Origin of the sequence: Pseudomaricurvus sp. (assembly GCF_965662505.1) — a bacterium.
Taxonomy (GTDB): Bacteria; Pseudomonadota; Gammaproteobacteria; order Pseudomonadales; family Cellvibrionaceae; genus Pseudomaricurvus.
Genome location: NZ_CBFIHX010000202.1, coordinates 1 through 3934, shown reverse-complemented (window position 1 = coordinate 3934; position 3934 = coordinate 1). Strand labels below are relative to the sequence as shown.

Sequence of the window (3934 nt, the reverse complement as noted above, 5' to 3'; positions counted from 1 at the left end):
ACCGTGACCGAGATCGTGCATCATTTTGATAAATTCGAACTTTTTCTCTTGCAGATCTGCAAGCTCTTCATCACTCCAGACGGGATCTTCTTCACTGGCATCCACTGAGCCCATCTCCAGGGCTAAATCTGCACGGTAGCGGATGGTTGTGGAGCGTTGCTTGGCGATTAGGTCGCCGTCTTGATTATAATAATTATTGTCGCCACGCTGAAAACAGGTGGGGCCAGCAAATTTTGTGTCTTTTACTGAGAAATCAAAAGGAATTTTCTCGTTGGTAATTCTATCCCCTCCAAATATCTTAGGGCCGTAGAACCACCATTCATCGCCGCCAAAGATAAGATGTGAGTCTGGAATACGGCCGATACAAGCTGGGCCGGCACCATGGCCGTCATCCGCTGCTACGGCAAAAGATTGAGGAGCTACCAAGCGACCGTATCGGCCCTCTTTGGCAAAGTCGTGATCGTAATGCAACAGGTTGGCGTAATGCATAGCCTGAACCCAGCGGCGGATATCATTATTGTGCAGAGCCTCTTTCATACGGGCCGGCGCCATGGGCTTGCCCATATAATTCTCTAGATCTGAGCAATCTAATGTTTTGTCTGTCATGTCTAACTCCAATCAAAATTCCGCCACCAATGTCGCTTAGCAGCATCTGCGAGCGAGTACTTCCGAGTTCATTCGACAGCCTCACCCATTTGGGTTTTATTATCCATTCACTAGCTTAGCAGGAACATTATAAATGAACAACACTGTTGTATGGCAGGGTCTATTGAAATGTGCTCCTGATAATAATCCTTGGATAGTGTCAGATGTTTAGGTTAAGCCATCAATATTGATATAAAGACATGGTGGACTTGGGTTGGTCAAAGCTTTGTTACTATGGAAAAGACGGAAAAGGCAATAACTATGGGGATGTGCAATGACTGAACAACAACAGAAAGTCGCGGTGGTCACTGGAGCAAGTTCAGGAATTGGTCTTGCGGCGGCAAAGGCGCTCTCTTTGAAGGGCTATCGTATTATCGGCGTGGGTCGAAATTCTGAGCGAACGAAAGCCGCTGGTGAGCTGATCCGCACAGTGTCGGCTGGTAATCAGGTGGATATGATTCGGGCAGACCTGGCTTTAATGTCGGAGGCTGCCCGAGTGGCGGAAGAGGTAAGCCATCTGACAGGCCGTATTGACCTTCTTATTAACAATGCAGGAGGTATGGCGAGTGAAAAAGTTATGACCGCGGAAGGTTTTGAAGAGAGTTTTGCGGGCAATCACTTTGGGCCTTTTGTATTGACTACTCGTTTACTCCCGTTACTTCGTCAAGCCGTAAAAGGTGCCCCGCAAGGTAGTGTACGTATTATTAATACGTCATCAGATGGTAGCGAAATGATTCCAGGCATTAATCTGGACGATTTACAGACATTTGAGACCTACACAAATGGGCTGGCATATTGCAGTAGCAAACTGGCCAATGTGCTATTTTCACGCGCTTTGGCAAAACGATTGGCGCCTGAAGGGATCGTGGCCCACTCGTTTCATCCAGGCACAATAGGTTCTAACTTTTTTTCTCACACCGACGAGTCAGTACGAGAGCGGTATGGTGATATGGAAAAATTAACCCCGGATCAGGGGGCGGAAACATTGCTGTGGCTGGCTATGGACGATGAGCCTGCTAAAAGCAACGGCGGCTATTTTTATAAGTGTAAACCAAGGACACCAAATCCTTTGATCGAAGATGATCAGGTGATTGAAGACTTGTGGCGTATTAGTGAGTCATTAACTGAGGAGGCTCTGGCAAAACGCTAATAACAACAGGTGTTTACCCCCCTGTTTGTCTGCGCGTGGCGAGTCATTTTGTTGCATTGTTTCTGGCCGCCCTGTTGCACAGTAATGTACACTGCCACGTTTCAATATATATCCGCTGTATTAAATCATGACTGATCCCCAAGGACTGCCTGTTCGTCGTCGCATCTTAGCGGTGATTGCTTTATCTCTCGGCTCTCTACTATTAATGATTGATGCCACTATCAGTGGTGTCATTCTCCCCACCATCGCTACCGCTCTGGGTGTCAAGGGTTCGGCGACCCTCCTTGTCGTTACCGTTTATCAATTGATCTTAGCCATGACCCTACTGCCACTGGCCGCTTTGGGTGATCGTATAGGCTATCGGCGGATGTACCAGGCTGGCTTTGTACTTCACTCTATAGCGGGTGTTATGTGTTTGTTTGTGGACAGTCTCCCCTTTTTGATTGCTGTACGTGCTATTCAATCATTGGCTGCGGCGGCAGCCATGTCTGTTGGCGTTGCCATGCTACGTCAGGTGTACCCGCCTCAACGTCTAGGCAGCGGTTTGGCCTTGAATACAATATTTAATGCCAGCGGAACAGCCGTAGCTCCAATTCTCGGTGGTTTCATTGCAGCATATGCCGATTGGCAATGGGCATTTGTCGCAGTCGTACCACTAACCATAATTTCTCTGATATTTAGTCGAGCTTTGCCAGATCCCGTTCCTCATGAGCATCCCTTTGATTTACGGGGCGCGGCACTTTGCAGCTTGACCTTCGGCTTGTTGATTGCCGGGCTTGAAGCGACGGTACACACCGATTACCTGTTTACTTCATTGTTCGTGATGACGATGGCCGGTGTATCTGCATGGTTTTTGGTACGTCATGAGAAGCATGAAGCTCAGCCGGTCCTCCCTGTGGATTTGCTGGCCCGTGCTGACCTTGGCCTGACAGCGCTTGGCACTCTGATGGGCACCATTGGCTCTATGATCATTATGCTGAGCATGCCTTTCCGATTACAGGAAGGCTATGGCTTTTCAGTGGGCGAAATAGGGGGAATGATGTCCGCTTATGCCTTGGCTAGTCTGGTCTTTGCCCCTGTAGCAGGTGCGTTGTCCGATCGGATCGCGGTCCCCATACTCTGTACTATCGGTACACTAGTCGCCTCTGTTGCGATGGTTACAATTGCAACAATGCCAGAAGAAGTGACTCATGTAGATGTCGGGTGGCGACTCTTTCTGTGTGGCGCCGGTTTTGGTTTTTTCTTCTCTCCGAATGCCCGTTTTCTTGTCGGTTCGGCCCCTAAGTCTCGGGCTGCTGCAGCAGGAAGTTTGTTCACGACAACGCGAATGTTAGCTATGGCGTTCAGTGCGACCTTAGTGGCAGCGCTTCTGGCAATGGATTTGGGAACAAGTTCTGTGCCGGCTTATGTGGGCTTTGTTCTGGTATTACTGACTGCCGTAGTCAGTGCCACTGGATTGAGGCGGAAGAGGACAGCATAACCCCACATTTGGCGCCTGATTGGCGTCGCAACCAAGGTGTTATGACTAAATTTACTGTCAATATCAACAAGTAGAGCTAACCATTACTTGATATATCATGTATATGCATGTTTAATGGCTCCATGAAACCTGATAACACGACATCTAAAGCAAGCATCGAACCCTGTCTGGCTCTAAGACTTCGCCAGGCAAATCGAGTGTTAACTCAGATTTATGACCATGATATGAGCAATCAGGGTATTAAGGTTACCCAATTTGCGATATTACGCACGATCTATTACATGGGCGAAGCGACGAACAGGAGTCTGCAGGAAGTCTTGGTGTTGGATCAAACTACTCTTTCTCGAAACCTGAAGCCATTGATTCGTGATGGTTACCTGGAGAGCCAACCAGGACGAGATCGGCGCGAAAAGGTCTTGAAGCTGACGGAAGATGGAAAGAACCTTTTTAAACGAGCCTCTAAAGATTGGCGTCACACCCAACAGCAGTTAAAAGATTTACTGGGTGACGAACTGGTCGAAAAGTTATTGCTGGTCGGCGATGCGATTGTCGATCTCAAAGATTCTGCACGCTAGCGACACCTCTTTCACTCTGAATGATTCACAAAATGCAGCCACTCATTTTTTGAATTACCAACAAATACATGTATATGCATATAG

Annotated in this window: 4 protein-coding genes; 3 read left to right on the top strand and 1 reads right to left on the bottom strand. The window is 48.0% G+C overall.

What is annotated here, in order from left to right:
- Positions 1 to 606 (bottom strand): FAS1-like dehydratase domain-containing protein (locus ACTG33_RS16535; protein WP_439136323.1); only part of this gene is annotated, 606 nt, incomplete at its 3' end.
- A 313-nt stretch (positions 607 to 919) separates the two neighbouring features.
- Here ACTG33_RS16535 and ACTG33_RS16530 point away from each other — a divergent pair.
- From ACTG33_RS16530 to ACTG33_RS16520, 3 genes are all read left to right on the top strand, one after another.
- On the top strand, positions 920 to 1795 hold the full coding sequence (locus ACTG33_RS16530; RefSeq protein ID WP_439136322.1) for an SDR family NAD(P)-dependent oxidoreductase: 876 nt from the start codon (positions 920 to 922) through the stop codon (positions 1793 to 1795).
- Positions 1796 to 1922: 127 nt separating this feature from the next.
- The gene (locus ACTG33_RS16525) at positions 1923 to 3275 is read left to right on the top strand and encodes an MFS transporter (RefSeq protein WP_439136321.1); all 1353 of its coding nucleotides are present in this window, start codon (positions 1923 to 1925) and stop codon (positions 3273 to 3275) included.
- A 122-nt stretch (positions 3276 to 3397) separates the two neighbouring features.
- Entirely contained in the window at positions 3398 to 3850 is a 453-nt protein-coding gene (locus tag ACTG33_RS16520; RefSeq protein ID WP_439136320.1) for a MarR family winged helix-turn-helix transcriptional regulator, read from the top strand.
- Positions 3851 to 3934: the final 84 nt, after the last annotated feature.

Excerpts from the sequence above, each read along its gene's own strand:
- ACTG33_RS16530 (WP_439136322.1), top strand. The coding sequence starts at position 920 with ATGACTGAACAACAACAGAAAGTCGCGGTGGTCACTGGAGCAAGTTCA.
- ACTG33_RS16525 (WP_439136321.1), top strand. The coding sequence starts at position 1,923 with ATGACTGATCCCCAAGGACTGCCTGTTCGTCGTCGCATCTTAGCGGTG.
- ACTG33_RS16520 (WP_439136320.1), top strand. The coding sequence starts at position 3,398 with ATGAAACCTGATAACACGACATCTAAAGCAAGCATCGAACCCTGTCTG.